At 66.0% G+C, this 26054-nt stretch carries 27 protein-coding genes; 20 read left to right on the top strand and 7 right to left on the bottom strand.

The features are described from left to right. Positions 1-37 precede the first annotated feature (37 nt). Positions 38-2260, top strand: coding sequence for a molybdopterin-dependent oxidoreductase (locus MYCSM_RS28620; RefSeq protein ID WP_041312804.1), 2223 nt, complete (start codon positions 38-40; stop codon positions 2258-2260). 144 nt (positions 2261-2404) lie between these two features. Here the strand turns inward: MYCSM_RS28620 and MYCSM_RS28615 are convergent, their stop codons facing one another. The 4 genes from MYCSM_RS28615 to MYCSM_RS28600 are packed head-to-tail and all read right to left on the bottom strand — an operon-like array spanning position 2405 to position 6240. Beyond that, positions 2405-3121, bottom strand: coding sequence for an SIMPL domain-containing protein (locus MYCSM_RS28615; protein WP_015309671.1), 717 nt, complete (start codon positions 3119-3121; stop codon positions 2405-2407). Between the two features lie 16 nt (positions 3122-3137). Further along, the gene (locus MYCSM_RS28610) at positions 3138-4154 is read right to left on the bottom strand and encodes a zinc-binding dehydrogenase (protein WP_015309670.1); all 1017 of its coding nucleotides are present in this window, start codon (positions 4152-4154) and stop codon (positions 3138-3140) included. Then, positions 4154-5347 (bottom strand): LLM class flavin-dependent oxidoreductase, encoded by a 1194-nt coding sequence (locus MYCSM_RS28605; protein WP_015309669.1) that lies wholly within the window; start codon positions 5345-5347, stop codon positions 4154-4156. The genes MYCSM_RS28610 and MYCSM_RS28605 overlap by 1 nt, the downstream gene beginning before the upstream one ends. Continuing rightward, positions 5344-6240: an alpha/beta fold hydrolase gene (locus MYCSM_RS28600; RefSeq protein WP_015309668.1), complete on the bottom strand. Its 897-nt coding sequence runs from the start codon at positions 6238-6240 to the stop codon at positions 5344-5346. Before MYCSM_RS28600 ends, MYCSM_RS28605 begins: the two co-directional genes overlap by 4 nt. A 165-nt stretch (positions 6241-6405) precedes the next feature. Between MYCSM_RS28600 and ftsH the strand changes: the two genes are divergently transcribed. From ftsH to MYCSM_RS28510, 18 genes are all read left to right on the top strand, one after another. After that, entirely contained in the window at positions 6406-8715 is a 2310-nt protein-coding gene (ftsH, locus tag MYCSM_RS28595; RefSeq protein WP_015309667.1) for an ATP-dependent zinc metalloprotease FtsH, read from the top strand. A 24-nt stretch (positions 8716-8739) separates the two neighbouring features. Next, complete coding sequence (folE, locus tag MYCSM_RS28590) at positions 8740-9348, top strand: GTP cyclohydrolase I FolE (protein ID WP_041315202.1); 609 nt, start codon at positions 8740-8742, stop codon at positions 9346-9348. After that, complete coding sequence (gene folP, locus MYCSM_RS28585; RefSeq protein ID WP_198344974.1) at positions 9345-10163, top strand: dihydropteroate synthase; 819 nt, start codon at positions 9345-9347, stop codon at positions 10161-10163. Before folE ends, folP begins: the two co-directional genes overlap by 4 nt. Beyond that, positions 10156-10539, top strand: coding sequence for a dihydroneopterin aldolase (folB, locus tag MYCSM_RS28580; protein WP_015309664.1), 384 nt, complete (start codon positions 10156-10158; stop codon positions 10537-10539). Before folP ends, folB begins: the two co-directional genes overlap by 8 nt. Next, positions 10536-11048: a 2-amino-4-hydroxy-6-hydroxymethyldihydropteridine diphosphokinase gene (folK, locus tag MYCSM_RS28575; RefSeq protein ID WP_015309663.1), complete on the top strand. Its 513-nt coding sequence runs from the start codon at positions 10536-10538 to the stop codon at positions 11046-11048. The genes folB and folK overlap by 4 nt, the downstream gene beginning before the upstream one ends. Next, the gene (locus MYCSM_RS28570; protein WP_015309662.1) at positions 11048-11524 is read left to right on the top strand and encodes a DUF3180 domain-containing protein; all 477 of its coding nucleotides are present in this window, start codon (positions 11048-11050) and stop codon (positions 11522-11524) included. Before folK ends, MYCSM_RS28570 begins: the two co-directional genes overlap by 1 nt. A 76-nt stretch (positions 11525-11600) precedes the next feature. Further along, the gene (locus MYCSM_RS28565) at positions 11601-12986 is read left to right on the top strand and encodes a DUF6779 domain-containing protein (RefSeq protein ID WP_015309661.1); all 1386 of its coding nucleotides are present in this window, start codon (positions 11601-11603) and stop codon (positions 12984-12986) included. Positions 12987-13066: 80 nt separating this feature from the next. After that, complete coding sequence (locus MYCSM_RS28560) at positions 13067-13990, top strand: Rossmann-like and DUF2520 domain-containing protein (protein WP_015309660.1); 924 nt, start codon at positions 13067-13069, stop codon at positions 13988-13990. Then, positions 13987-14955 carry a pantoate--beta-alanine ligase gene (panC, locus tag MYCSM_RS28555; RefSeq protein ID WP_015309659.1) on the top strand — a complete coding sequence of 323 codons (969 nt, stop codon included), beginning with the start codon at positions 13987-13989 and terminating at the stop codon, positions 14953-14955. The genes MYCSM_RS28560 and panC overlap by 4 nt, the downstream gene beginning before the upstream one ends. Then, positions 14955-15362: an aspartate 1-decarboxylase gene (panD, locus tag MYCSM_RS28550; RefSeq protein ID WP_015309658.1), complete on the top strand. Its 408-nt coding sequence runs from the start codon at positions 14955-14957 to the stop codon at positions 15360-15362. The genes panC and panD overlap by 1 nt, the downstream gene beginning before the upstream one ends. Before the next feature lie 39 nt (positions 15363-15401). After that, positions 15402-16217, top strand: a complete 816-nt coding sequence (locus tag MYCSM_RS28545; protein ID WP_015309657.1) for a type III pantothenate kinase — start codon at positions 15402-15404, stop codon at positions 16215-16217. 148 nt (positions 16218-16365) lie between these two features. Continuing rightward, on the top strand, positions 16366-17880 hold the full coding sequence (lysS, locus tag MYCSM_RS28540; protein ID WP_015309656.1) for a lysine--tRNA ligase: 1515 nt from the start codon (positions 16366-16368) through the stop codon (positions 17878-17880). 122 nt (positions 17881-18002) lie between these two features. Beyond that, positions 18003-18344, top strand: coding sequence for a histone-like nucleoid-structuring protein Lsr2 (lsr2, locus tag MYCSM_RS28535; RefSeq protein WP_015309655.1), 342 nt, complete (start codon positions 18003-18005; stop codon positions 18342-18344). Positions 18345-18622: 278 nt separating this feature from the next. Further along, the gene (gene clpC1 / locus MYCSM_RS28530) at positions 18623-21172 is read left to right on the top strand and encodes an ATP-dependent protease ATP-binding subunit ClpC (RefSeq protein WP_015309653.1); all 2550 of its coding nucleotides are present in this window, start codon (positions 18623-18625) and stop codon (positions 21170-21172) included. 72 nt (positions 21173-21244) lie between these two features. Beyond that, a complete protein-coding gene (locus tag MYCSM_RS28525) occupies positions 21245-21616 on the top strand; it encodes a YbjQ family protein (protein WP_015309652.1) in 372 nt (123 codons plus the stop codon). Between the two features lie 168 nt (positions 21617-21784). Further along, positions 21785-22000 carry a CbtB domain-containing protein gene (locus MYCSM_RS28520; protein ID WP_015309651.1) on the top strand — a complete coding sequence of 72 codons (216 nt, stop codon included), beginning with the start codon at positions 21785-21787 and terminating at the stop codon, positions 21998-22000. 14 nt (positions 22001-22014) lie between these two features. Continuing rightward, entirely contained in the window at positions 22015-22740 is a 726-nt protein-coding gene (locus MYCSM_RS28515) for a CbtA family protein (protein WP_015309650.1), read from the top strand. A 72-nt stretch (positions 22741-22812) separates the two neighbouring features. After that, positions 22813-23364 (top strand): histidine phosphatase family protein, encoded by a 552-nt coding sequence (locus tag MYCSM_RS28510; RefSeq protein WP_015309649.1) that lies wholly within the window; start codon positions 22813-22815, stop codon positions 23362-23364. 1 nt (position 23365) lies between these two features. Here MYCSM_RS28510 and MYCSM_RS28505 read toward each other — a convergent pair whose 3' ends face one another. Continuing rightward, positions 23366-24718 carry a serine hydrolase gene (locus tag MYCSM_RS28505; RefSeq protein WP_015309648.1) on the bottom strand — a complete coding sequence of 451 codons (1353 nt, stop codon included), beginning with the start codon at positions 24716-24718 and terminating at the stop codon, positions 23366-23368. Then, complete coding sequence (gene mhuD, locus MYCSM_RS28500; protein WP_015309647.1) at positions 24699-25010, bottom strand: mycobilin-forming heme oxygenase MhuD; 312 nt, start codon at positions 25008-25010, stop codon at positions 24699-24701. The genes MYCSM_RS28505 and mhuD overlap by 20 nt, the downstream gene beginning before the upstream one ends. 24 nt (positions 25011-25034) lie before the next feature. On the opposite strand from mhuD, the gene MYCSM_RS28495 reads away from it, so the two are divergent. After that, positions 25035-25805, top strand: a complete 771-nt coding sequence (locus tag MYCSM_RS28495; protein ID WP_015309646.1) for an alpha/beta fold hydrolase — start codon at positions 25035-25037, stop codon at positions 25803-25805. Here MYCSM_RS28495 and MYCSM_RS28490 read toward each other — a convergent pair. After that, positions 25779-26033 carry a hypothetical protein gene (locus tag MYCSM_RS28490; RefSeq protein WP_015309645.1) on the bottom strand — a complete coding sequence of 85 codons (255 nt, stop codon included), beginning with the start codon at positions 26031-26033 and terminating at the stop codon, positions 25779-25781. The two genes, MYCSM_RS28495 and MYCSM_RS28490, sit on opposite strands and share 27 nt — an antisense overlap. Positions 26034-26054: the final 21 nt, after the last annotated feature.

Below are 26054 nucleotides of genomic sequence, written 5' to 3'. Positions count from 1 at the left end.
TGGCGCGACCGGTGGACCCCGGCGCAAGATGAGGGACATGACCCAGACAGCCCTGCGGATCTGCCCCTTGTGCGAGGCCACTTGCGGCCTGACGCTCACCATCGACGACGGCCGGGTCACCGGCGCCCGCGGCGACCGCGAGGACATCTTCAGCCACGGGTTCATCTGCCCGAAGGGCGCCAGCTTCGCTGAACTCGACAACGACCCCGATCGGCTCACGGGGCCGCTGGTCCGTCGTGACGGCGAACTGACCGAAGCCACCTGGGACGAGGCGTACGCAGTCGTCGCCGAGCGGCTGGGCGGGGTCATCAACGATCACGGCGCAGCGTCGGTCGGCGTGTACCTCGGCAATCCGAACGCCCACACCATCGCGGGCGCCCTGTATGGACCGTTGATCATCCGGGCGCTGAAAACCCGCCACGCGTACAGCGCCAGCACGCTGGACCAGATGCCCAAACATGTCGCTTTGGGCTACATGTTCGGCAGCCCCGTCGCATTCACTGTGCCGGACCTTGACCGCACGGACTATCTGGTGATCATCGGCGCGAATCCCCTTGTGTCCAACGGTAGTTTGGCCACCGCGGCGGACTTCCCGGGCAAGCTGCGGGCGTTGCGCAAGCGCGGCGGCAAGCTCACCGTCATCGATCCGGCCCGCACCCGCACCGCCGCGCTCGCGGATCGTCATATCGCACCGCGGCCTGGCACCGATGCCGCGCTGCTGTTCGGGGTCGTGCACACCTTGTTCGAAGAAGGCCTTTTCGCACCGGATCTCGGCGGAGTCGCCGAGCACGTCAACGGCCTCGAACAACTCCGGGAGCTCGCGGGCGGGTTCTCGCCGGAGAGCGTTGCCGCGCACTGCGGTGTACCGGCTGACGAAATCCGGGCCCTGGCGCGTGAGATCGCTGCTGCGCCTTCGGCGGCGGTGTATGGCCGAATCGGCACGTCCACAGTCGAATTCGGCACCATCGGCAGCTGGCTCGTCGACGTCATCAATATCTTGACCGGGAATCTCGACCGCCCGGGCGGCGCGATGTTCCCGCTTGGCGCGGCGATGCCCGCGCCGCGACCCGCCGGCCCCGGCAAGGGCTTTGTCACGGGCCGCTGGCACAGCCGGGTGTCCGGCTATCCCGAAGTGCTCGCGGAGCTGCCTGCCGCCGCGCTCGCCGAGGAGATCGACACTCCCGGCGAAGGACAGATCAAGGCGATGATCACGATCGCCGGCAACCCCGTGCTGTCGGCGCCCGACGGTGATCGACTCGACCGGGCGCTCGACAGCGTCGATTTCATGGTCAGCATCGACCCGTATCTCAACGAGACGACTCGGCACGCCGACGTGATCCTGCCGCCGCCGCCTCCGTCGCAGGCCGGCCATTTCGACTTCGCGCTGAATAACCTTGCGGTGCGCAACAATGCGCGGTATTCGCCGCCCGCGCTGCCGTCAGACGGCCGACCCGACGAGCCCGAGATCTTGTCGCGTCTCGCGCTGATCCTCTACGGCATCGGCTATCAGGCCGACCCTGCGTTGGTGGACGATCAGGTCATCGCGACGACGCTCCAAAAGGAAACCGCCGACCAGAATTCACCGGTTGCCGGGCGTGCGGTCGACGAACTGACGGCGATGCTGATCGATGGTCCCGGATATGAACGCCGTCTCGACATGATGCTTCGGCTCGGCCCGTACGGAGATGCGTTCGGCACCAACCCCGATGGCCTGACGCTGGAGCAGTTGAAGGCAGCGCCCCACGGCATCGACTTCGGCCCACTGCAACCCAGGATTCCCGAGGTGCTCAAAACACGTTCGGGCCGAATCGAACTCGCGCCCGAGCCGCTGATCGCCGACGCCGCGAGGCTGCAGGATTCGCTCGGCCGCGCCGACGACGGCTTCGTGTTGATCGGTCGCAGACACCTGCGGTCAAACAACAGCTGGATGCACAACGTGCCTGCGCTCGCGGGCGGCACGAACCGCTGCACGCTGCAGATCCATCCCGACGATGCCGCAGCGCTTGGGCTGACGGACAACGCCTCGATCAAGGGTCCTGGCGGTGATCTGGTCGCGCCGATCGAACTGGACCCTGGCATGCGTCGCGGCGTCGTTTCGCTGCCGCACGGCTGGGGCCACGACCGTGGCGGAACCCGGCAGGGTGTGGCCGCCGACCAGCCGGGCGTCAACGTCAACCAGCTCAACGATGGCGGTCAGCTCGACCCGCTGTCGGGCACCGCAGTGCTCAACGGCATCCCGGTCGTCCTCGCACCGGCCTGACCCAACTACCGCGACCGTGCGCGTCTGCACGCCGACACGCCACCGTTAGCGGACATTTTGCGCACGCTCGACGCGGCGCGACGGTGCGCAATGTGCCGACTTTTCCCGGCGTGTCGTATGCAGGCAATGCACGCTCGGCGAAATCTAGGTGAGCTCGAAGATCACCGTCACCGAGAACCCGACCGTCTGCTGGCCGGGCTCCAGCGGCACGGCGGCCATCTCGGCACCCTTGAAGTTGGGCACCGGCGCCGGTGGTGTCGATCCGCCCGACTCCGTGATCGAGAGAACCTTGCCAAGCTTCAGCCCGGACAGCTCCGCGTACTGCTGGGCGCGGTCCTTGGCGTCGTTGAACGCCCGCGCCCGGGCGTCCTTCACAAGCTGCGAGTCGTCCTCGATCGAATAGTTCACCGAGTTGATCCGCGTGGCGTCACCGCCGGTGCTGACGACCAACGACACCGCCTGCGACGCGCTGTCGAGCTTGCGGATCTTCACGTCAATCGAATTGGTCGCGCGGTAGCCGATAATCGTCGTGCTGTCACCGCCCGCGAACTGCGGCTGAAGGCTCACCTGCGAGGTGCTGATGTCCTTGCGGTCGATGCCGGCGCCAACCAACGCATCGATGACGGCCCGCTGGCGGTCACTGGTCTGGTTCATCGCGCCGCTGACGTCGGGTGCGACGAACTCGATCGACGCGTTGACCGTCAGCCTGTCCGGTGTGCCCTGCACCTGACCCGCGCCGACGACCGTAACCTGACGGGTGTCCTTGTCGCCGGTGGCCGTCGGGCCCGACGAAGAGTCGCAGGCCGAGAGACCAACGGCGGCAAGCCCCGCCGCGGCGAGAAGAAGGAAACGGGTGAGCATGCCACGCACCCTACCTTCAGGGAGTCACCAGGATCTTGCAGTGCGCATCGGGGTGGGCCAGCTCTTCAAATGCGGTGCCCACGCCGCTCAGATCAACCTCTCCGGTGATGATCGCTGCCACGTCGATGTCGCCCTCGGCGATCGCCCGCAGGCAATCCGTGAACTCTGTCGGGTCATAGGCCAACACGAACTGCACGTTGATCTGCTTCGCGATCGCGAAATACGGATGGATGGTGTCGGATTGCATGCACACGCCCGCCACCACCACACGAGCGCCGACCGGCGCGCGGCGCAGGATGTCGTTGATGATGCCCGGCACGCCGACCGCTTCGAACACCACCGCAGGGCGGCTGCTGTCGAACGGTGACCCCTCAGCGGGGTCGACTGTCGAAGTCGCCCCCATCGCCAATGCCAGCTCACGACGACGGGCCGAATAGTCGGCCGCCACAATGTTTTCCAGGCCGCGGTGGCGCAACGCTGCGATGATCGCGATACCGATCGGCCCGCAGCCGAGCACCAACGCGGCCTCGGCGCGCTCGATCGCGGACTTGTTCACCGCGTGCAGCCCGACGGCCATCGGCTCGGTCAGCGCGGCGTGCCGCGGGTCCAGCCCATTGGGGATGGGCGTCAGCAGCGGCGCGGACAACAGCATCCTTTCGGCATAGCCGCCAATCGTCTTGTTGGAGTAAACGATCGGTTCGATCCCCGTGGACGACACCAGCACCGGCAGCGACGTGACGAGTGTGCCCGGCGCCAGGGTTTCGGTTTCGGGTCCGGCTTCGAGCACCTCGGCGCTGAATTCGTGACCCATGAACACATCACGGTTCAGATCGATGTTCATCCCGCCGTCGCCGAAGCCCTCGATCTGGTTGTTCAGTTCGAGGACTTCCGCGCCGTGTTTGGCGAAATGCAAGTCGGAGCCGCAGATTCCGCACGCCTTCACGCCGACGAGCACCTGACCGGGGCCGGGCACCGGCTCCGTGACGTCGTCACGCAGCACCATGCGACCCTCGCGAAGTACCGAGGCGCGCATCAGTTCTGTTCCTGCTCTTTGAGTTCGTCGGTGTGCTCGTTGATGGCCTTGACGATGGCCTCGCCGGCGCGGCCAAGGAGCTTGTCGCGCATGCCTTTCGCCCAGTCATGCGACGCGCGCGGCGCAGCGAGCTGACCCCTGAAGTGCGGCATGACCTCGCGCGCGAACAGCTCGTAGGAGTGGTAGGTGGCCGCGGGTGCCGCCCAGTCGTGGCCGAGCAGCAGCAACGTGCCGAAGCCGCCGGACCGGTCGAGCAGATCCTGGATGTAGGTCACTGCATCGCCTGGCGTGCCGATGCAGCAGTTGCCCATGCCCGCATACTCGGCGACGAATTCGCGCGGCGACTGCGTTCCCTCAACGGAATTCGACAGCGGCACAAAGCCGGCTGCGCCGAAATAGTTCGCGAAGTCCTGCAACCCGTAGGTGCAGTCGTCGATGGCCTGATCCCTGGTGTCGGCCAGATGCATGATCGACAGCACCCGCCAGTCGGCACGGTCGGGCGCTTCGCGACCGGACTTCTCGGCCTGGTCGGTGACGACCTCCCAGGTGTTCTCCAGCGCAGCGTATCCTCCTGGCACCGACATCGACAATGACAACAGTGAGGTGCCCAGCGCGCCGGCCAGCCGCGGGCCGGATGGGGAAATCATTGCCGCCGTTGAGATTTCGGGGTATGGCCAGGTGTAGGGGCGGATGTGCAGTTGGGCGTCGCGCAGTGTGAACCAGTCGGAGTGCCTGCTGATCCGCTCCTCGGGCGCCGCGCGGAACAGCGCGAGGATCGCCTCCAGTGACTCCTGCATCATCCGACGCTGCTCGACCGGGTCGATCCCCATCATGTACGCGTCCGACGGCAGTGCCCCCGGTCCGGTACCGAAGATCACGCGTCCGCGGGTGAGGTGATCGAGCAACACCCATCGGTCGGCCACCATCAGCGGATGGTGATACGGCAGCGACACCACACCGGTGCCCAGCCTGATGTGCTTGGTTCGCTCGGCGGCTGCGGCGATGAACACTTCCGGGCACGCGATGAGTTCGTATCCGCCGGAGTGGTGCTCGCCGAACCACACCTCGTCGAACCCGAGTTTGTCGAGTGCCACCGTGCGGTCGAGGTCGTATTCCAGTGCGACCGTGGGGGATTGGCCGACCGGATGGAACGGTGTGATGAAGACGCCGAAGTTCATCGGTTTACCCGTCATGGCTTCTCCACTTCGGTCAGGAATGCCAGCAGGATTCGGTTGACGTCGTCGGCGCGTTCCTGCTGCACCCAATGCCCCGCACCTTCGATCCACTTTTCGGCATAGGGCCCCGTGGCCAGTTCACGTGCGCGAGCGGGATTCATCGTCGGGCCGACGGGGTCGGCAGTGCCGGCGACGAACAGGGCGGGCACCGTGATCTTCGCGTCGGCGAGCTGCGGCGTCGACTCCCAGTTACGGTCGTAGTTGCGGTACCAGTTCAGCGCCCCGGTGAACCCGGTCCTGCTGAACTCGGTGACGTAGTGGTCGAACTCGTCGGCGCTGATCCAGTTCGGCAGCGGGGCGCGTCCCGTCAACACCCCGGCGAACATTCCGCTCATCGTCGCAGCCACGTCGGCTTCCATCTCGGCCTCCGCGACGCCGGGCTCCTGGAACCGCAGCATGTAGAAGTCGTCACCGAACTTCTGCCGCCAGCGTTCGGTGGGACGGGACCGGGCGCGAGGAATGGGCGGAACGGACAGGCCCGCGACCGCCCGCACGCGGTCGGGGTGCAATACCGCGGTGTGCCACACCACCATGGCGCCCCAGTCGTGGCCGATGAATATCGCTCGCTCTGCGCCGACATCGTCGAGCAGGCCGACAAGGTCGCCCGTGAGCGCGTGGATGTCGTAGTCCTCGATAGCCTCCGGCCGGTCCGAGCCGCCGTAGCCGCGCTGATCCGGGGCCAGCACGAGGTAGCCCGCGTCTGCGATCGCCGGTATCTGATGTCGCCACGAGTAGGCCAGTTCGGGGAACCCGTGGGCCAACACCACGACGGGGGAGCCGCGCTCGCCGGCCTCGTACACCCGAAGTGAAACGCCATTTGTCTCAACTAACCGCTCAGTCGAGGTCAGCACGACCAACAGCCAAGCACAGGGCGGTGGTTGCCGGAAGAGTCCGCGAGACAACCGTCGGGAACTGTCGTTCGTTGGTCTAGCGGTAGCCTTGAGGTTTCCAGCTGCGCGTATGGAAGGACACCGGCCGCCGAGCGGTCGCCAACAGATGAACTCGACGGACAATCAATGAACCGCAAAAATGTGATCCGCACGCTCACGGTCATCGCCGTGATCCTGCTGCTGGGCTATTTGTTCTATTACTTCAGCAACGACACGCACGACTTCAAGCGGGTCGACACGTCGGTGGCGATGGCCCAGATCAACAGCGACAACGTCAAGAACGCGCAGATCGACGACCGTGAGCAACAGCTGCGGCTGGAGCTGAAGAACGGCAACGGCGACACCGACAACAACAACAAGGTCATCACGCAGTTCCCGACGGGGTACGGCGTCGACCTGTTCAACGCGTTGACCGCCAAGAACGTCCAGACCAACACCGTCGTCACCCAGAGCAGCTTCTTCACACAGTTATTGATCTATCTGCTGCCGCTGTTGCTGCTCGTCGGGCTGTTCGTGATGTTCTCCCGCATGCAGACCGGTGGCCGGATGGGGTTCGGCTTCGGTAAGTCGCGGGCCAAGCAGCTGTCCAAGGACATGCCGAAGACCACGTTCGCCGACGTCGCGGGTGTCGACGAGGCGGTCGAGGAGCTCTACGAGATCAAGGACTTCCTGCAGAACCCGTCGCGGTATCAGGCGCTCGGCGCCAAGATCCCCAAGGGCGTGCTGCTCTACGGCCCGCCGGGCACCGGCAAGACGCTGTTGGCCCGCGCGGTCGCAGGCGAGGCCGGTGTGCCGTTCTTCACGATCTCGGGCTCGGACTTCGTCGAGATGTTCGTCGGCGTCGGCGCCTCCCGCGTGCGCGATTTGTTCGAGCAGGCCAAGCAGAATGCGCCGTGCATCATCTTTGTCGACGAGATCGACGCGGTCGGACGCCAGCGCGGTGCCGGCCTCGGCGGTGGCCACGACGAGCGTGAGCAGACGTTGAACCAGCTGCTCGTCGAGATGGACGGCTTCGGTGATCGCCAGGGTGTGATCCTGATCGCCGCCACCAACCGGCCCGACATCCTCGATCCCGCACTGCTGCGGCCAGGCCGCTTCGACCGCCAGATCCCGGTGTCCAACCCCGACATCGCCGGTCGGCGCGCGGTGCTGCGGGTGCACTCGCAGGGCAAGCCGATCGCCCCCGACGCCGACCTCGACGGGTTGGCCAAGCGCACGGTCGGCATGTCGGGCGCCGATCTGGCCAACGTCATCAATGAAGCGGCGCTGTTGACCGCGCGCGAGAACGGCACGGTGATCACCGGGGCGGCGCTCGAGGAGGCCGTCGACCGCGTCGTCGGCGGACCGCGTCGCAAGGGCCGGATCATCAGCGAGCTCGAGAAGAAGATCACCGCCTACCACGAAGGCGGCCACACGCTTGCGGCTTGGGCAATGCCCGACATCGAGCCGATCTACAAGGTGACGATCCTGGCGCGCGGGCGCACCGGCGGCCATGCCGTCGCGGTGCCCGAGGACGACAAGGGACTGATGACCCGTTCGGAGATGATCGCCCGGCTGGTGTTCGCGATGGGCGGACGCGCAGCCGAGGAACTGGTGTTCCGCGAGCCGACCACCGGCGCAGTGTCCGATATCGAACAGGCCACCAAAATCGCGCGTGCGATGGTCACCGAGTACGGCATGAGCTCGAAGCTGGGTGCAGTGCGGTACGGCACCGAGCACGGCGACCCGTTCCTCGGCAGGACCATGGGCACGCAGGCCGACTACAGCCATGAGGTCGCGCAGGCCATCGACGACGAGGTGCGCAAGCTCATCGAGGCCGCGCACACCGAGGCATGGGAGATCCTCACCGAATACCGCGACGTGCTCGACACGCTCGCCGGCGAGCTCTTGGAGAAGGAGACGCTGCACCGCGCCGAGCTCGAGGCGATCTTCGGTGACGTCAAGAAGCGGCCCCGGCTCACCATGTTCGACGACTTCGGTGGCCGTGTGCCGTCCGACAAGCCGCCGATCAAGACGCCGGGCGAGCTGGCCATCGAACGCGGCGAGCCGTGGCCCAAGCCGGTTCCCGAGCCGGCATTCAAGGCTGCCATCGCGCAGGCAAGCCAGGAGGCGGCCGCGCGCCAGGCCCACCAAAACGGCACAAATGGCAACGGTGCCAACGGAATTCCCGCGAGTGCGCCGACGCAGCCCGACTACGGCGCCCCCGTGGGATGGCACGCGCCTGGCTGGCCGCCGCAGGGCCAGCCGCAGGGACAGCAGCACCACCCCCAACATCAGGGGTACTGGTACCCGCCACCGCACTGGCAGCAACCGTATCCGTATCAGCCATATCCGCAGCCCGTACAGGATGCACCGCCCTCGCCGGTACAGGATGCTCCGCCCACGCCGGGACCCAATGAGGATCCCGGCCAGGACACCGGCCGGCCCAACGGCTGACAGATAAACGGAGGCTCGATGACCATGACGCGGCCGCACAACAACTCGGCCACGTTCACCAGCCCGGTGTTCGACCAACCGCGTGCCGAGGCCGCGGTTCGCGAACTGCTGATCGCGATCGGGGAGAACCCCGACCGGCACGGGCTGGAGGACACTCCCGCTCGCGTGGCGCGGGCATACAAGGAGCTGTTCGCCGGTCTCTACACCGATCCGGATACCGTGCTGGACACCACCTTTGACGAGCAGCACGACGAATTGGTGTTGGTCAAGCAGATCCCGATGTACTCGACCTGCGAGCACCATCTGGTGTCGTTCCACGGCCTCGCGCACGTCGGCTACATTCCCGGCAAGGACGGCCGCGTCACCGGGCTCTCGAAGATCGCCCGGCTCGTCGACTTGTACGCCAAACGCCCGCAGGTGCAAGAGCGGCTCACTGCACAGATCGCCGATGCGCTGATGCGCAAACTCGATCCGCGCGGTGTGATCGTCGTCATCGAGGCCGAACACCTTTGCATGGCAATGCGCGGCGTGCGTAAACCCGGCGCCATCACCACCACGTCGGCGGTGCGTGGCCAGTTCAAATGCGATGCGGCATCGCGTGCCGAGGCGCTGGATCTGATCCTGCGAAAGTGAGCACGACGCGCGTGCAGGTAATGGGAGTCGTGAACGTCACCGACGATTCCTTCTCCGACGGGGGATTGTTCCTCGACCGTGACCGCGCCGTCGAACACGGGTTGATGTTGGCCGCCGAGGGCGCCGCGATCGTCGACGTCGGCGGCGAATCGACCCGGCCAGGCGCCACCCGCGTCGAGTCGCGAGTCGAGTCCGCACGCGTGCTTCCGGTCATCAAAGAGCTTGCCGGACAAGGCATTACGGTCAGCATAGACACCATGCATGCCGAGGTGGCACAGGCGGCGTTAGAAAACGGCGCTCAGATCGTCAACGACGTTTCTGGTGGACGTGCCGACCCCAACATGGCCCCGCTGCTTGCCGACGCGAAAGTGCCGTGGGTGCTGATGCATTGGCGCTCGGTCGGCGCCGAAGCGCCCCACGAGGTGCCTGATTATCGCGACGTGGTCGCTACGGTGCGTGACGAACTGCTGGCAAGCGTCGACGCGGCCGTGCACGCAGGTGTCGATCCGTCCAGGCTGATCATCGATCCCGGTCTGGGTTTCGCCAAGACCGCAGAACACAATTGGGCGTTGTTGCGCGCGCTGCCAGAGTTCGTCGGCACCGGCATCCCTGTGCTCGTCGGGGCGTCGCGTAAACGTTTCCTCGGAACATTGCTGGCCGACCCAAAGGGTGAACCGCGGCCGCCGGACGGCAGGGAGACCGCGACCGCGGTGATCTCCGCGCTGGCAGCACTGCACGGGGCGTGGGGAGTGCGCGTGCACGACGTGCGGGCCACGGTGGACGCTTTGAAGGTTGTCGAGGTCTGGCATGGCTGATCGAATCGAGTTGCGTGGCTTGACCGTTCGCGGTCGCCACGGCGTGTTGGATCACGAGCGGCGCGACGGCCAGGACTTCGTCGTCGACATCACGGTATGGATCGACCTGGCGACCGCGGCCGCGAGTGACGACCTCGCCGACACTCTCGACTACGGCGTGCTCGCCCAGCGCGCCGCCGACATCGTCGCCGGGCCGCCGCGCGACCTCATCGAGTCGGTGGCCGGCGCGATCGCCGACGATATGATGACCGACGAACGCGTGCACGCCGTCGAGGTCGTCGTGCACAAACCCTCGGCACCCATCCCACTGACCTTCTCCGATGTTGCTGTCACAGCGCGGCGTTCGCGTCGCGGCGGGCGTGGCGGTGCAGCGTGACTCAAATCGTGTTGTCCATCGGATCGAACCTCGGCGATCGGCTGGCTCGGCTGCAGTCGGTGGTCGACGGGCTCGGCGGGGCGGTGCGCGCGGTGTCGCCGGTTTATGAGACGCCCCCGTGGGGGGGTGTGGAGCAGGGCCCGTTTCTCAATGCAGTGCTGATCGCTGATGACCCAGCTATGGACTCCCATGGCTGGCTTCGTCGCGCACACGAACTGGAAGCCGCGGCCGACCGGGTACGCGAAGAGCGGTGGGGCCCGCGCACTCTCGATGTGGATCTCGTCACCTGCCATGACGGCGACCGCGAAGTCACCTCCCGTGACGCCGAGCTCACGCTGCCACACCCGCTGGCTCACATAAGGGCGTTCGTGCTGATCCCGTGGCTGGCGGTCGACCCCGATGCCACGTTGACGGTGGCCGGCGAACCGCGTCGCGTTGCGGGGCTGCTCTCCGAACTGGAAGCTGCCGACCGCGACGGCGTGCGCCTCACCGAGCTGGCGTTGAGCTGATGGGACCAACCCGCAAGCGTGACCTGACGGCCGCGACGGTGCTGGCCGCCGTCGTGGGCTACATGTTCGTCGTGCTGGTGTACCGCTACTTCCCGCCGATCACCGTCTGGACTGGAGTGTCTCTGCTCGCCGTCGCGATCGCTGAGGCCGGTTGGGCGTTCTTCGTACGGGCCAAGATCAACAACAATGAGATCGGTGACGCCCGCGGTTGGCTGCATCCGCTGGCGGTCGCGCGGTCGGTCATGATCGCGAAGGCGTCGGCGTGGGTGGGCGCGCTGGTGTTCGGTTGGTGGATCGCTGTGGTCGTTTATGTTTTGCCGCGCCGCGGCGCACTGCGGGTGGCGGGGGAAGATACCGCCGGAGCGGTCGTGGCGGCGGTCTGCGCGCTCGCGCTGGTGATTGCTGCGCTATGGCTACAGCATTGCTGCAAGTCGCCGGAGGAGCCGCCCGACAGCGCCGACGGGGCGACCGAGTAGCTGACCTGCAGCACCTTCGGCCGAATCGCCGAATGGGTCGACACGCGAGATGACCTGTGGCGGGTACAGTCGCCCCATGGCCGATCTGTCCCGCGGTAGGCGTTCCCGGCGCGCTGCCCGCAGGCCGGGTTGGGTGCTGCTGACGGTGTTGCTGGTGCTCGCCATTGGGGCGAGTTCGGCGCTGGTGTTCACCAACAAGGTGGAGTTGCTGAAGCTGGCCGTCATCCTGGCGTTGTGGGCCGCCGTAGTGGCCGCATTCGTGTCGGTGATCTATCGCAGACAAAGCGATATCGACCAGGCCAAGGTGCGGGACCTGAAGTTGGTCTACGACTTGCAGTTGGACCGCGAGATCTCGGCGCGCCGCGAATACGAGCTGACGGTGGAAACGCAGCTGCGTCGCGAGTTGACCTCGGAAATCCGCGCCCAAGCCGCCGACGAGGTCGCCGGTCTGCGGGCCGAATTGGCAGCGCTGCGTGCCAATCTGGAAATTCTGTTCGACGCCGACCTGTCGCATCGGCCTGCGATCGAAACGGATCGCAGCCGTGAATACGGCGACTGGCCGCGGGTTCCAGAATCCGCAGGCCGGGTCACCGCCAGCCGAATCGACGCCGAAGACCGCGACGACCTCGATGCGAACACCGAGGAAAGCCCGATCATCGATGTGTCCGCCGAACCTCACACCCCCGAGGCGGACTGGGCGCCGATGGCCGGGGGTGCGCACCGCCGACCGTCGGAAACCGAGCAGGAGCGGGCCCGACGCCATCGCGTTGAGGAGCAGCCGCGTGCGTGGTCACCACCGCCATCGGCGACGGAGACCACCACCCAATTCACTTGGGAGCCAACGCAACAGGAACGGCCACCCGCCCCGCCGCCGGAGGCACCCGCCCCGCCGCCGGAACCACCGCCACCGCCGCGCTCCGAGCCAGAGCCGCCCCCGGAGCCCGAGCCGACTCCCGAGCCGCACCCCGTCGCGCAGGAAGAACCGGTCGCAGAGGACCCCAATTGGCAGCCCGCGCCTGCCGACGGTCAGTGGATACCCGCCGGCGCACCGGGCAGCAACTGGGTTGCGCCCGCGGCGACCGATGCACCAGCGGAGAACGGGTCGGCCGCCGAGTATGTCGGCAGGCGGCGGGCACCCGAACCGGCCCCTGCCTATGGGCCTGCTCAGCCCGCCATGCAATCCCCACCCGCCGAGCCTCGCCGCGGCCGCCACTCCGCGCCGCCGGAAACCGGCGATCCCGGGCGCCCGCCCGCGCCGCCGTCCTTGCACGCGGAATCCGCCGGCCCGCCGCCGCACTCAGAGCCCGAGCCAGCGCCGGCGACCGAGCCGCCACCTGCTGAGCCCGAGGGACGGCGTCACCGCAGCGCAGAGGACACCGGCGGGCAGTCGGTTGCCGAGCTGCTGGCGCGGCTACAGGCCACCCCGACCGGGGGCGGCCGTCGCAGGCGCCGCGACGAGTGAGTTAGGCTCGTGGCGACCGTCCGGTACCCGCAACGCAGGACCGGAACGAAGAAACCAGATATTTTGCGAGGTCGTCTGCGATGGAGCAGGTGGACGGACTGCGTCCGGCGCGCCTCACGATCGGCATCATCTCCGCTGGTCGGGTAGGGACTGCGCTCGGCGTGGCGCTGGAGCGCGCCGATCATGTAGTGGTGGCATGCAGCGCGATTTCGCGCGCTTCGCGCCAGCGGGCCGAGCGCTGGCTGCCTGACACCGCGGTCCTGCCACCTGACGACGTCGCCGGTCGGGCCGAACTGCTGTTGCTGGCGGTGCCGGACGCCGAGCTCGCGGGGCTGGTGTCGGGTTTGGCGGCGACGTCCTCGGTGCGGCCGGGCACCATCGTCGCGCACACCTCAGGTGCTAACGGCATCGGCGTGCTCGCACCGCTGACCGACCAGGACTGCATTCCGCTGGCCATCCATCCGGCGATGACGTTCACCGGTTCAGACGAGGACATTGCGCGGTTGTCCGAAACGTGTTTCGGCCTCACCGCCGCCGACGAGGTCGGATATGCGATCGCGCAGGCGCTGGTGCTCGAGATCGGCGGCGAACCGTTCCGCGTCCGCGAGGACGCCCGCGCGCTGTATCACTCGGCGCTGGCCCACGCGAGCAACCACGTCGTCACGGTGCTGCTTGACGCCGTCGAAGCGTTGCGTGCGGCGCTGTGGGGTCAGGAATTGTTGGGGCAGGAACTGGTTGGTGACGCGCCAGGGGGCATCGCCGAACGGGTGATCGGCCCGCTGGCGCGGGCATCGTTGGAGAACGCGCTGCAGCGCGGGCAGGCGGCCCTGACCGGGCCGGTCGCCCGCGGCGACGCGGACGCGGTCGCCGGCCACCTACGGGCGCTCGCAGAAGTGGATCCGCAACTGGCGCAGGCATATCGGGCCAACTCGTTGCGCACGGCGCAGCGTGCGCATGCGCCAAAGGAAGTATTCGCGGTGCTTGCCGAAGCGGGACAATCATGACCATGTCGAAGCCGAAGTTCACCGCCGGTGACCTCAACGTCTACGCCAGCCCGCGCGACGTCTCCTCTGTCGCCGGGGCGCTGCGCGCGACTGGCCGCCGGGTGATGTTGGTGCCCACGATGGGCGCGCTGCACGAGGGCCATCTGACGCTGGTCCGGTCCGCCAAGCGGGTGCAGGGCGCCGTGGTCGTGGTGTCGATCTTCGTCAATCCGTTGCAGTTCGGCGCGGGCGAGGACCTCGATGCCTACCCGCGCACCCTCGACGACGATCTCGCGGCGCTGCGCGCAGAAGGCGTCGAGATCGCGTTCACGCCGACGGCCGCCGACATGTATCCGGATGGCATGCGCACTTCCGTGCATCCTGGGCGGCTGGGCACTGAGCTCGAAGGCGCCGCCCGCCCAACGCATTTCGCGGGTGTACTGACTGTCGTGCTCAAGCTGCTGCAGATCGTGCATCCGGATCGGGCGTTCTTCGGCGAGAAGGATTACCAGCAACTGGTGCTGATCCGGCAGATGGTCGACGACCTCAACATCGACACACAGATCGTCGGGGTGCCGATTGTGCGGGAGGCCGACGGGCTGGCCATGTCGTCGCGCAACCGCTATCTCAGCGACGACGAACGCGAGCAGGCCGGTGCGCTGTCGGCTGCACTGCTCGCAGGCATGTACGCCGCGTCGGGGGGCACTGCATCGGCGCTGGACGCCGCACGCGCTGTGCTTGACGAGGTGCCCGCGATCGACGTCGACTACCTCGAGGTGCGAGACGCGATGCTGGGTCCTGCTCCCGCAGAGGGTGTCGCCCGCATGCTCATCGCCGGCCGGCTCGGCGGTACCAGACTTCTCGACAACATCGCCATCGACATCGGAGCAACCACCGCCACCGACGGACACCCACGAGTGGGGTCTGACGACTCAAGCTCTACCGCCGGCTCGGCTGGCAGTCACGAATTACCTTGGAGGAATTGATGTTACGCACAATGCTCAAGTCGAAGATCCACCGCGCCACGGTCACCAAGGCCGACCTACACTATGTCGGGTCGGTGACCATCGACGCAGACCTGATGGACGCGGCGGACCTGCTCGAGGGTGAGCAGGTCACGATCGTCGACATCGACAACGGCGCACGCCTGGTCACCTACGCGATCACCGGTGAGCGCGGCAGCGGTGTGGTCGGCATCAACGGTGCGGCTGCACATCTCGTGCATCCGGGTGATCTGGTGATCCTGATCGCCTACGGCACGATGGAGGACGCCGAGGCCAGGGCGTATCAGCCCCGCGTGGTGTTCGTCGACGCCGACAACAAGCAGATCGACGTGGGGCATGACCCCGCCTATGTGCCGTCCGACGCGGCCGAGCTGATGTCGCCACGGTGAGCAGGAACGAAGTGACTCGAGAAACGACTAGGTAAGCCCGTGCTTCTCGCTATCGACGTCCGCAACACCCACACCGTCGTCGGCCTGGTCTCCGGTTCGGGTGACCACGCGAAAGTGGTGCAGCACTGGCGGATTCGCACCGAATCGGAGGTGACCTCCGATGAGCTGGCGCTCACCATCGACGGCTTGATCGGCGACGACTCCGAACGCCTGACCGGTGCGGCGGGACTGTCGACGGTGCCGTCTGTGCTGCACGAGGTCCGGCTGATGCTCGAGCAGTATTGGCCGTCAGTGCCGCACGTGTTGATCGAGCCCGGCGTTCGCACAGGCATCCCGCTGTTGGTCGACAACCCGAAAGAGGTTGGTGCAGACCGCATCGTCAACTGCCTGGCAGCCTTTCACAAGTACAATTCCGCAGCGATCGTCGTCGACTTCGGTTCGTCTATCTGTGTGGACGTCGTTTCGGCCAAGGGTGAATTCCTCGGCGGGGCGATCGCTCCCGGCGTGCAGGTATCCTCCGATGCTGCAGCCGCGCGGTCGGCGGCGTTGCGTCGCGTCGAGCTGACCAGGCCCCGTTCGGTCGTCGGCAAGAATACCGTCGAGTGCATGCAGGCCGGTGCCGTGTTCGGATTCGCCGGCCTGGTCGACGGACTAGTCAGCCGCATCCGTGAGGACGTCGACGGCTTCGCCGGCGACGACGTCGCCGTGGTCGCCACCGGACATACCGCTCCGCTGGTGTTGCCCGACCTGCATACCGTCGACAAGTACGATCAGCACCTGACGCTCGACGGCCTGCGACTGGTGTTCGAACGTAACCGCGACAGCAACCGCGGCCGGCTGAAGCAGGCCCGCTGAGCGTGATCCTTGTGCGTCCTTTGCGCTCGGCGCTCCTCAGCGCTCCTCAACGCACAGAGGCCGCTGGAAAACGCGCGGGGGTCGGCGAGGGCGGCTAGCGCCGCCGCGCTGCTCGGAGCGGCCCTGCGTTGATTTAAGCTGGCAGGCCGTGACCTCACCTGATCAGCCCGACTCCGAGTCCGACGTTCCCGAGCAGTTCCGGATCCGTCAGGCCAAGCGGGAGCGGCTGCTCGCCGAAGGCCGTGAGCCCTACCCCGTCGAGGTCGCGCGCACGCACACGTTGGCGGAGATCCGCAAGGCCTATCCCGACCTCGAGGCCAACACCGAAACCGGCCAGCTCGTTGGCGTCGCGGGCAGGGTCATGTTCGCCCGTAATTCCGGAAAGCTCTGCTTCGCGACTCTGCAGGAGGGCGACGGCACCCAACTCCAGGTGATGATCAGCCTCGACCGCGTCGGCCAGGAATCGCTCGACGCCTGGAAGTCGGACGTTGACCTAGGCGACCTCGTTTTCGCGCACGGCGAGGTGATCAGTTCCCGGCGCGGAGAACTTTCTGTGCTTGCTGATTCCTGGCAAATTATTTCTAAGGCCCTAAGACCCCTACCCGTTGCACATAAAGAGATGAGCGAAGAGTCCCGTGTCCGGCAGCGCTATGTCGACTTGATCGTTCGTCCGGAGGCCCGCACCATTGCTCGCCAACGGGTGGCAGTCGTGCGCGCCGTCCGGTCGGCGTTGGAGCGGCGCGGTTTTCTCGAAGTCGAGACGCCAATGCTGCAGACCTTGGCAGGCGGTGCCGCCGCCCGTCCCTTCGTGACACACTCCAATGCGCTCGATGCCGACCTCTACCTTCGGATCGCGCCGGAACTTTTCCTAAAGCGTTGCTTGGTAGGCGGATTCGAGCGCGTCTTCGAGTTGAATCGGGTGTTCCGAAACGAAGGCGCGGATTGGACGCATTCGCCCGAATTCGCGATGCTCGAGACATATCAGGCCTACGGCACCTACGACGATTCCGCCGTCATGACGCGCGAGGTTATTCAGGAGGTCGCTGACGAAGCGATAGGCAGCAGAAAGCTGCCATTGCCCGATGGCACCCTCTATGACATCGACGGGGAATGGCAGACGATACAAATGTATCCGTCTCTGTCTGAGGCGCTCGGTGAGGAGATCACGCCGCAGACTCCAGCGGATCGGTTATGGGAGATCGCGGATCGGCTCGAAGTAGAGATTCCGCGCGATCGCGGTTACGGGCACGGGAAATTGGTCGAGGAGCTTTGGGAACATACTGTCGGTAACAAGCTTTGGGCGCCGACCTTCGTGCGTGATTTTCCTGTCGAGACGACGCCGTTGACCCGCTCACATCGCAGCGTCGAAGGGGTCACGGAAAAGTGGGATCTGTACGTCCGAAGGATCGAACTGGCGACCGGCTACTCCGAGCTGATCGACCCCGTTATCCAACGCGAAAGGTTCGAAGCTCAGGCGCGGGCAGCGGCCGCAGGTGACGACGAGGCAATGGCTCTGGATGAGGATTTTTTGTCCGCATTAGAGTATGCGATGCCGCCTTCTACTGGCACCGGAATGGGTATCGACCGGCTGTTGATGGCATTGACGGGACTGTCGATTCGGGAGACTGTTTTGTTCCCGATTGTTCGTCGGCACAGCAACTGAACTGCTTCGTTTCCGATTTTTTCAGAAGCTGTTGAGTGGTATGCGTTCCTATGGCACATTGGTGCGGAGGTTCGAGGACTAAACTACGATCTAGTGCTCACCGCAGAAGGGCAGTGTGGGGAATGGCGAAGAAAGTGACCGTTACGCTCGTCGATGATTTCGACGGCGAAGGCGCAGCCGATGAGACGGTCGAATTCGGGCTCGACGGGGTGAGCTATGAGATCGACCTTTCTTCAAAAAATGCCGCAAAGCTTCGAAACGACTTGAAGCAATGGGTCGACGCCGGCCGTCGGGTCGGTGGTCGTAGGCGGGGACGTTCAGCAGCATCCGGCCGCGGCCGCGCGGCGATCGACCGTGAACAAAGTGCTGCAATCCGCGAATGGGCCCGCCGCAACGGGCACAACGTTTCCACCCGCGGACGTATCCCCGCCGATGTCATCGACGCATTTCACGCGGCAACGTAATCGAAAGTTGCCAGGTCATCTCGCAAGCGGCCACCGCCGCTGAGTGCTTTCGCTAGCGGCGAACCCGGCGCGGCGCAAGGCTGGAAACGATTTCTCCGGCAGAGGCGTTGCTATGTGCGGCGCCGGGTACAGAGCCTATGGCGCCGAGGACCGTCGCTGCACCGCCTTTTCGGACTGTGCCAGCAGGCAGCGCAGCGGTGGCGGCCGCCCACTAGACTTGGGTGACGGGTACAGCGTGCATGCGCAGTACCTATTTGATGGAGAGCAGGTAACCACCGATGTTTGAGAGATTTACCGACCGTGCCCGCAGGGTCGTCGTCCTGGCGCAAGAAGAAGCCCGGATGCTCAACCACAACTACATCGGCACCGAGCACATCCTGTTGGGACTTATTCACGAGGGTGAGGGCGTAGCGGCCAAGTCGCTAGAGTCGCTGGGCATCTCGCTCGAAGGCGTTCGCAGCCAGGTCGAGGAGATCATCGGCCAGGGCCAGCAGGCGCCGTCCGGTCACATCCCGTTCACGCCGCGCGCCAAGAAGGTGCTCGAGCTGTCCCTGCGCGAGGCGCTGCAGCTGGGCCACAACTACATCGGCACCGAGCACATTCTGCTCGGCCTGATTCGCGAGGGTGAGGGCGTCGCCGCCCAGGTGCTGGTGAAGCTGGGCGCCGAACTGACTCGGGTGCGCCAGCAGGTCATCCAGCTGCTGAGCGGATACCAGGGCAAGGAGACCGCGGAGGCCGGCACCGGCGGCCGCGGCGGCGAGGCGGGCAATCCGTCCACCTCGCTGGTGCTCGACCAGTTCGGCCGCAACCTGACCGCGGCTGCAATGGAGGGCAAGCTCGACCCCGTCATCGGCCGCGAGAAGGAAATCGAGCGGGTGATGCAGGTGCTGAGCCGGCGCACCAAGAACAACCCGGTGCTGATCGGCGAGCCCGGCGTCGGCAAGACCGCCGTCGTCGAGGGCCTCGCGCAGGCCATCGTGCACGGCGAGGTGCCCGAGACGCTGAAGGACAAGCAGCTCTACACGCTTGACCTCGGTTCGCTGGTGGCGGGCAGCCGCTACCGCGGTGACTTCGAGGAACGCCTGAAGAAGGTGCTCAAGGAGATCAACACCCGCGGCGACATCATCCTGTTCATCGACGAGCTGCACACGCTCGTCGGCGCGGGTGCCGCCGAGGGCGCGATCGACGCGGCCAGCATCCTCAAGCCGAAGCTGGCCCGTGGCGAGCTGCAGACCATCGGCGCCACCACCCTCGACGAATACCGCAAGTACATCGAGAAGGACGCCGCGCTGGAGCGCCGGTTCCAGCCGGTGCAGGTGGGTGAGCCGACGGTTGAGCACACCATCGAGATCCTCAAGGGGCTGCGCGACCGCTACGAGGCGCATCACCGCGTCTCGATCACCGACGGCGCGATGGTGGCGGCCGCCACCTTGGCCGACCGGTACATCAATGACCGCTTCCTGCCGGACAAGGCGATCGACCTGATCGACGAGGCCGGTGCCCGGATGCGGATCCGCCGGATGACCGCGCCGCCAGATCTGCGCGACTTCGACGAGAAGATCGCCGAGGCGCGCCGCGAGAAGGAGTCCGCGATCGACGCGCAGGACTTCGAGAAGGCCGCAAGCCTGCGCGACAAGGAGAAGCAACTCGTCGCGCAGCGCGCCGAGCGCGAGAAGCAATGGCGCTCAGGCGATCTCGATGTCGTCGCAGAGGTCGACGACGAGCAGATCGCCGAGGTGCTCGGTAACTGGACCGGTATCCCCGTGTTCAAGCTGACCGAGGCCGAGACCACGCGTCTGCTGCGCATGGAGGACGAGCTGCACAAGCGGATCATCGGCCAGGAGGATGCGGTCAAGGCCGTCTCCAAGGCCATCCGGCGCACCCGTGCCGGGCTGAAGGATCCCAAGCGGCCGTCCGGCTCGTTCATCTTCGCCGGCCCGTCCGGTGTCGGTAAGACCGAGCTGTCCAAGGCGCTCGCTGAGTTCCTGTTCGGCGACGACGACGCGCTCATCCAGATCGACATGGGCGAGTTCCACGACCGCTTCACTGCCTCGCGGCTGTTCGGTGCCCCTCCGGGCTACGTCGGCTACGAGGAGGGCGGTCAGCTCACCGAGAAGGTCCGCCGCAAGCCGTTTTCCGTGGTGTTGTTCGACGAGATCGAGAAGGCCCACCAGGAGATCTACAACAGCCTGTTGCAGGTCCTCGAGGATGGCCGCCTGACCGACGGTCAGGGTCGCACGGTCGACTTCAAGAACACCGTGCTTATCTTCACGTCGAACTTGGGCACATCCGATATCTCGAAGGCTGTCGGCCTGGGCTTCACCCAGGGTGGCGGTGAGAACAACTACGAGCGGATGAAGCAGAAGGTCAACGATGAGCTGAAGAAGCACTTCCGGCCGGAGTTCCTCAACCGCATCGACGACATCATCGTCTTCCACCAGCTGACTCGCGACGAGATCATCACGATGGTCGACCTGATGATCGGCAGGGTGTCAAAGCAGCTCAAGGGCAAGGACATGGCCATGGTCCTCACGGACAAGGCCAAGTCGCTGCTGGCCAAGCGCGGCTTCGATCCGGTGCTCGGTGCCCGGCCGCTGCGCCGCACCATTCAGCGCGAGATCGAGGACGCGCTGTCGGAGAAGATCCTCTTCGAGGAGGTCGGACCCGGCCAGCTGGTCACGGTCGACGTCGACAACTGGGACGGCGAAGGCTCCGGCGAGGACGCGGTGTTCACGTTCACCGGAACCAAGAAGCCGGCCGAGCCGACGGAGCCGGAACTGGAGAAGGCAGGAGCCGCTGGCGCGCCGACGGCGGCAGCTTCCGAGTAGACAGCCATAGCGAAAGCGGGCGGTTACCCTCACCGGGGTAGCCGCCCGTTTCGTGTCTAGAAAGGACCGCGCGTGCTGATAGTCACCACCAACGACCTTCCCGGCTGGGAGATCCAGCGAGTGTGCGGCGAAGTTTTCGGGCTGACCGTCCGATCCCGAAACGCGTTCGCGCAGATCGGCGCCGGGTTCAAGTCGATGTTCGGGGGTGAACTGCAGGGCATGACCAAGAACCTCGCCGACAGCCGCAACGAGGCGATGAACCGGCTGATGGCCGAGGCGCGTGGGCGAGGCGGCAACGCGATTGTCTGTATGCGATTCGACACCACCGAACTCGGCGACGTGTGGACGGAGATCTGCGCCTACGGCACCGCCGTGCAGGCCGTACCCGTCACCGAGGCGGCGAAGTACACCGCCCAGCAGTTGGGATATGGCGCCGGAGGGTAGGCGCTGTGTTTAGGATGCTCATGTAATCGACGGGCGAAGGAATGCTGGTGAAAATCCAGAACGGTCGCGCCACTGTGGACAGTCAGACCCGACGTCCGTCGTCACTTCTGTGAGAGGCACGGCTCGCCGTGCGGAAACTGGGACGCGACATCCCGGAAAGGAAATGACATGACCTACCCCGAGGCCCGCAAGTCTGTAGCGCCGGCGATCGATCTCTCGGTGGCAAAGGCTGCCATGTGGCTGTCGTTGACAGCGTTCCTCGCCTTGGTGGTGCTGTATTTCGTCGGTTTGGATCAGGGCGCAACCTCGGTGTTCGGCGACAACATGTATGTGCACGAGTTCATGCACGACGCGCGCCACCTGCTCGGCTATCCCTGCCACTAAGCAGGCAGCCGAGTATGGAAAAACGAATAATCGCGCGCGGTCTACTGGCCGGCGCAATCGGCGGTGTGCTGGCTTTCCTGTTCGCGCGCACTTTCGTCGAGCCAGTCATCACCCGCGCCTTGGCTTATGAAGAATCGCACGAACACGGCCACGAACATGGCATGGAGCTGTTCAGCAGGGGCGTGCAGGCCAACATCGGGATGGGCTTCGGTGTGCTCGCGTTCAGCGTGGCGATGGGCGCCCTGTTCGCAGTCGTGTACTGCGTGCTCTACGGCCGCATCGGCAACCTGTCGCCGCGCTCGCTGTCGGTCGTGCTTGCCGGCGGAATGTTCTTGTCGCTGTACGTGATTCCGTTCCTGAAGTACCCGCCGAATCCGCCTGCAACGAGTCTCGGGGAGACCATCCGGCAGCGCACCCTGCTGTACCTGCTGATGGTCGTGCTGTCCGCCGCCCTGCTGGTGGCGGCGGTGTACCTGGGCCACCGGCTGGTCGCGCAGTTCGGCCGATGGAGCGCGACGCTTGCCGGGACCGGGGCGTACGTTGTGGCGATTGCGGTCGTCATGCTGGTGCTGCCGGCCATCGATGAGACGCCGGGCGACTTCCCGGCCGACGTTCTCTACGCGTTCCGGTTGTACTCGCTTGGCACGCAATTCGTGATGTGGGTGGTGATCGGGCTGGTGTTCGGGTCGATGGCCGACCGGCTGCTGAGGCAACCCAGGCGGGAAACGGTTACTGCGTGAGGCCCGAAGGCGACCGCGAGTGAGGATCGCAGCGAGGGACGAGCGACGACCGGAGCGAGCGGCAGCCGAAGCATGAGTGAGGTCGTCCGGCTGACCCTCGTGTCGCATGCAATGACCGACGCGATGGCGGCCGGACGATTTCCCACCGACGAACCGCTCAACGCACTCGGGCATCGCCAGGTCGACGCGTCGATCGATCTCGGCGTCAACGACAGCGCGTACTGCGGACCGGAGAAGCGGACGAGACAGACCGCCGAACTGCTCGGGCTGCGCGCGACCGTCGACGACCGGTTGGCGGATCTGGACTGTGGCCGCTGGCGCGGCGATGTGGTGGGCGGAGTGCAGTCCGACGATCTCGCGATCTGGCTCACCGACCCGACGCGGGCGCCGCACGGTGGTGAGACGGTCGTCGAGCTGATCGACCGGGTATCCGGGTGGATGGACTCGCTGACCAGCCGTCGTACCCGGCTGGTCGCTGTCACGCACCCCGCGGTGGTCCGTGCCGCGATCCTGGTGGTGCTGAACGCGCCGCCAAAGTCGTTCTGGCGCATCGACATTGCGCCGGTCAGCCGCACGGTATTGCACTTCCGCGGGCACGCCTGGACGCTACGTTCGAGCCTGTAGGTCAGGCGACGGGAATCAGACCGAATGCCTGCTTGGCGATCGACAATAGCCAGCCCGCCGCGGTATTGCTTCGGAAACTTGGCCAGTTCGCCTGGAAGCTGACCACCCAGGGCTGGCCTGTGCGGTCCACCGCATACCAGCTGAATGTCATGTCACCGGGCAGGTTTCCTGCCTTGGCGCCGATGTACGGCCACTTAGACCTGTCCAAGTCGATGCCGGGGACGTGTGACAGGATGTCCTTCACCGGCGCCGCCGCACCGACCGCGGCGGCCTGCAGCGCGGCGTGTACCCGGCAGATGTCGGCGGCGCTGCCGTACCATTCGGCGCCATAGGCTGAAGCGGGCGAACTGGTGCGTGTCGGATCTGGTTCGTAGGGGCGCGAATTCGTCTGCTCCAGCAGTTGAGCGCGAACCTGCGGGGTAGCTTCCTTCCACTGCTCGCGCAGGTCCGGTTTCCCCCAGCCGATCGAGAACAGTTCGTGCATGGTGGGGAACGGTGTCATGCTGGCCGGGTCGTGGTGGCCCGCGGTCACCAGGGCACGTTCGATGGCCCTAGGGGTCAGTCGCTCGATCAACAGATCGGTGGCCATGTTGTCGCTCGCGGAAATCATCTCCTGGGCTGCCTTGCGCACGGAAACCTGGGTGCCCGAGGGCAGTTCGTTCAGAGTGGCGGATCCGACCTTTTTGGCTTCGTCGGTGATCGTGAGTTGGTCGGTCCATTGCAGGGTTCCGGCCTTGACGGCATCGGCAACCGCAAGCAGCACATACAGTTTGAAGATCGACGCCAGGGGAAGCGACAGTTCGGGGTTGGTACCCGCCAGCGGAACACACTTGCCGTCGTTGACTTTTGAGACTTGATACGAATATCGCGCACCCGAATTCGCCAGCACGGCGTCGATGTCGCGCCAGTTCGTGATCTTCGGCGGTTGCAGCGTCACCGCGAACCGATCGACGAAGCCGTCAGCGTTGGTGCGTAATTCGATATCCTGCGCGGCCCCGTAGGACGTCAGCGTGTGCAGCTTCGCCTGGCCCGCGCCGATCTCGATGCCCGAGACGGTGATCGGCCGATCCAGCCAGAGATTGCCCATCGCCGAGGTGACGCCGTTGACCTGGTCTGCGGCGGCCATGGTGGCAACCCCAACGGTTCCGATCGGCCAGTCGGAGTTGAGCATGTCGATGGTCTGCTTGGCCCGCAGACCCTGGGGCGTGTTGATCTCGATCGGCACGCCGTACGTGACATCCGCTACCGGAGCGGGTGCCGCAGCAGTGGTACAGCCGCACGCCAGCGCGACAACGAGCGCACCCGCGACCGAAACCGTGGCCGCGGCGCGCCCGCTACGACTTGGCGCCCGCAACGTCTAGGACTACCTCGAACTCGAGGAGCGACGCCCCCGTGGCCACCGGGTTCGCGGCCTGACCCTTGTGCGCCTCGATGGCGGGGCCGGTCGCCCACGCCTGGAACGCCTCTTCGGATTCCCACTGCGTGACGACGAAGTAGCGGTCTTCGCCCTTGACCGGGCGCAGCAGTTGGAAGCCGAGGAAACCGGGCTGGTTGTCGACCGCGTGTGCACGGTGTGCGAACCGCTTCTCCAGTTCCGGGCCGGCGTCGGGCGGGACCTCGATTGCGTTGATCTTCACCACGGGCATCTCGCTAGGTTACCGTGCGCACCCATGGCCCCCGACCTGCTGACCCCTCGCGGTGGCGAGGGTGATCCGCTGGTCCTGGTGCATGGGCTGATGGGGCGGGGCAGCACGTGGTCGCGCCAGCTGCCGTGGCTGAGGCGGCTCGGGGCGGTCTACACCTACGACGCACCATGGCACCGCGGCCGCGACGTCGCCGACCCGTATCCGATCAGCACCGAGCGGTTCGTCTCCGACCTCGGTGACGCGGTGGCCGGGCTGGGCGGCCCCGCCGTGCTGGTCGGCCATTCGATGGGGGCGCTGCATTCGTGGTGTCTGGCCGGGCAGCGGCCGGACCTTGTCAGCGCACTGGTGATCGAGGACATGGCACCGGACTTTCGCGGCCGCACCACCGGTCCGTGGGAACCGTGGCTGCACGCGCTCCCGGTCGAATTCGCAACGGCGCAACAGGTTTACGACGAGTTCGGGCCGGTTGCCGGTCAGTACTTCCTCGAGGCGTTCGACAGGACCGCGACGGGCTGGCGGCTGCATGGCCACACCAAGACGTGGATCGAAATCGCTGCCGAGTGGGGCACCCGCGACTACTGGTCGCAGTGGGCGGCGGTGCGGGTTCCTGCTTTGCTTTTGGAGGCGGGCAATTCAGTGACTCCGGGTGGGCAGATGCGCAGAATGGCCGAAACCGGCTACCGGGCAACGTATTTGCACGTGCCCGGCGCCGGTCACCTGATCCACGATGACGCGCCTGCGGTCTATCGGGAGGCTGTCGAGACGTTCCTAGCGACGCTCGCCGGTGGCGCCTGAGGCGGGCCAAAACGGTTGCTTCTCAAACCGAGAGCGGATCGCATCGACGTCGTGTGCGACGCGGAAGCCGTCGCGGTCGTCCTCGAACAGCCGGCCGACCATCGGGGCGGACCACCGGAACTGATCGAAGCGGATACGAAGCGAGTCGGTGCGATGGGCGGCCCAGCTGAGCGCCGCTGCCACCGCGAAGGGGGCGATCAGGATGAGGAATGCGAGTGCAGTGGTCATGGCAGTAATGCTCCGCTGATA

It is taken from the genome of Mycobacterium sp. JS623, assembly GCF_000328565.1.
Lineage (GTDB): Bacteria > Actinomycetota > Actinomycetes > Mycobacteriales > Mycobacteriaceae > Mycobacterium.
The sequence above is the reverse complement of the archived record's forward strand: the minus strand, read 5'-3'. Positions and strand labels throughout refer to the sequence as shown.

Excerpts from the sequence above, each read along its gene's own strand:
- MYCSM_RS28615 (WP_015309671.1), bottom strand. The coding sequence starts at position 3,121 with ATGCTCACCCGTTTCCTTCTTCTCGCCGCGGCGGGGCTTGCCGCCGTT.
- MYCSM_RS28610 (WP_015309670.1), bottom strand. The coding sequence starts at position 4,154 with ATGCGCGCCTCGGTACTTCGCGAGGGTCGCATGGTGCTGCGTGACGAC.
- ftsH (WP_015309667.1), top strand. The coding sequence starts at position 6,406 with ATGAACCGCAAAAATGTGATCCGCACGCTCACGGTCATCGCCGTGATC.
- folB (WP_015309664.1), top strand. The coding sequence starts at position 10,156 with ATGGCTGATCGAATCGAGTTGCGTGGCTTGACCGTTCGCGGTCGCCAC.
- MYCSM_RS28510 (WP_015309649.1), top strand. The coding sequence starts at position 22,813 with ATGAGTGAGGTCGTCCGGCTGACCCTCGTGTCGCATGCAATGACCGAC.
- MYCSM_RS28520 (WP_015309651.1), top strand. The coding sequence starts at position 21,785 with ATGACCTACCCCGAGGCCCGCAAGTCTGTAGCGCCGGCGATCGATCTC.
- MYCSM_RS28565 (WP_015309661.1), top strand. The coding sequence starts at position 11,601 with ATGGCCGATCTGTCCCGCGGTAGGCGTTCCCGGCGCGCTGCCCGCAGG.
- MYCSM_RS28560 (WP_015309660.1), top strand. The coding sequence starts at position 13,067 with ATGGAGCAGGTGGACGGACTGCGTCCGGCGCGCCTCACGATCGGCATC.
- MYCSM_RS28570 (WP_015309662.1), top strand. The coding sequence starts at position 11,048 with ATGGGACCAACCCGCAAGCGTGACCTGACGGCCGCGACGGTGCTGGCC.
- clpC1 (WP_015309653.1), top strand. The coding sequence starts at position 18,623 with ATGTTTGAGAGATTTACCGACCGTGCCCGCAGGGTCGTCGTCCTGGCG.
- panC (WP_015309659.1), top strand. The coding sequence starts at position 13,987 with ATGACCATGTCGAAGCCGAAGTTCACCGCCGGTGACCTCAACGTCTAC.
- lsr2 (WP_015309655.1), top strand. The coding sequence starts at position 18,003 with ATGGCGAAGAAAGTGACCGTTACGCTCGTCGATGATTTCGACGGCGAA.
- mhuD (WP_015309647.1), bottom strand. The coding sequence starts at position 25,010 with ATGCCCGTGGTGAAGATCAACGCAATCGAGGTCCCGCCCGACGCCGGC.
- MYCSM_RS28495 (WP_015309646.1), top strand. The coding sequence starts at position 25,035 with ATGGCCCCCGACCTGCTGACCCCTCGCGGTGGCGAGGGTGATCCGCTG.
- folE (WP_041315202.1), top strand. The coding sequence starts at position 8,740 with ATGACGCGGCCGCACAACAACTCGGCCACGTTCACCAGCCCGGTGTTC.
- panD (WP_015309658.1), top strand. The coding sequence starts at position 14,955 with ATGTTACGCACAATGCTCAAGTCGAAGATCCACCGCGCCACGGTCACC.
- MYCSM_RS28490 (WP_015309645.1), bottom strand. The coding sequence starts at position 26,033 with ATGACCACTGCACTCGCATTCCTCATCCTGATCGCCCCCTTCGCGGTG.
- MYCSM_RS28515 (WP_015309650.1), top strand. The coding sequence starts at position 22,015 with ATGGAAAAACGAATAATCGCGCGCGGTCTACTGGCCGGCGCAATCGGC.
- MYCSM_RS28620 (WP_041312804.1), top strand. The coding sequence starts at position 38 with ATGACCCAGACAGCCCTGCGGATCTGCCCCTTGTGCGAGGCCACTTGC.
- MYCSM_RS28605 (WP_015309669.1), bottom strand. The coding sequence starts at position 5,347 with ATGACGGGTAAACCGATGAACTTCGGCGTCTTCATCACACCGTTCCAT.